The 905-nt window shown below is 65.7% G+C and carries 1 protein-coding gene; it reads left to right on the forward strand.

The window, feature by feature from the left end; all coding sequences use genetic code 11:
* Window positions 1-96: 96 nt before the first annotated feature.
* Window positions 97-887, forward strand: a protein-coding gene (locus tag IG90_RS43185; protein ID WP_106973048.1) for an IS5 family transposase whose coding sequence is annotated in 2 segments (ribosomal slippage) — window positions 97-412 and window positions 412-887 — 792 coding nt in all. Because the reading frame shifts where the segments join, the coding sequence is not laid out codon by codon here.
* The last annotated feature ends 18 nt before the right edge of the window (window positions 888-905 follow it).

The raw sequence follows: 905 nt of genomic DNA on the forward strand, positions 1-905 counted from the left end.
CTTAGAGCTCGTAACACGATCTTGTTGCAACGGCCTGGTAGGCCGTGACCAGTGCGATGATTCGGCCGTTCGTGAGGTGTGGGTAGTCAACCGTGGATCGTGGACGATGAGTTGTGGGCGTTGATCGAGCCGTTGCTGCCGCCGTGGCCGGAGCGGTCGCCGGGGCCTCGGCCGGTGTCGGACCGGCTCTGCCTGCAGGGCATTCTGTTCGTCCTCTATAACGACATAGCCTGGCAACTGCTGCCGCTGGAGCTGGGGTTCGGATCGGGCCAGACGTGCTGGCGGCGTCTGGACCGGTGGCAGAAGGCAGGGGTCTTCGACCGGCTGCACCGAGTCCTGCTCGCGGAGCTGAACGCGGCCGGTGAGCTCGACTGGTCCCGGGCGTGCGTGGACGGTTCTCACATCCGTGCGAAAAAGGGGGACCTGACACCGGTCCGTCGCCGGTCGACCGGCGGAAGACGGGCAGCAAACACCACCTGATCTGCGACGGACGTGGCACCCCGCTCAAGGTGATCACGACCGCGGCCAACGTCAACGACGTCACCCAGACCCTCGCCCTGGTCGACGGGATCCCTCCCGTCGCGGGCCGCCCCGGCCGGCCCCGCCGCCGACCTGAATCCCTGCTCGGTGACAAGGGCTACGACTCCAACCCCAACCGCGACGAGCTCCGTCACCGGCGGATCCTGCCCGTCATCTCCCGCAAGGGATCACCCAACATCAAGGGCATCGGCAAACTCCGCTACGTCGTCGAGCAGACCTTCGCCCTGCTCCACCACTTCAAACGCCTCGCCGTCCGATGGGAACGCCGCACCGAACTCCACGACGCCTTCGTCTCCCTCGCCTGCAGCCTCATCTGCTGGAGACGCCTCAAGAAGTCCCGATCATGATCGTGTTACGAGCTCTTA

The organism is Streptomyces anulatus, assembly GCF_000721175.1.
GTDB classification, from domain to species: domain Bacteria; phylum Actinomycetota; class Actinomycetes; order Streptomycetales; family Streptomycetaceae; genus Streptomyces; species Streptomyces anulatus_C.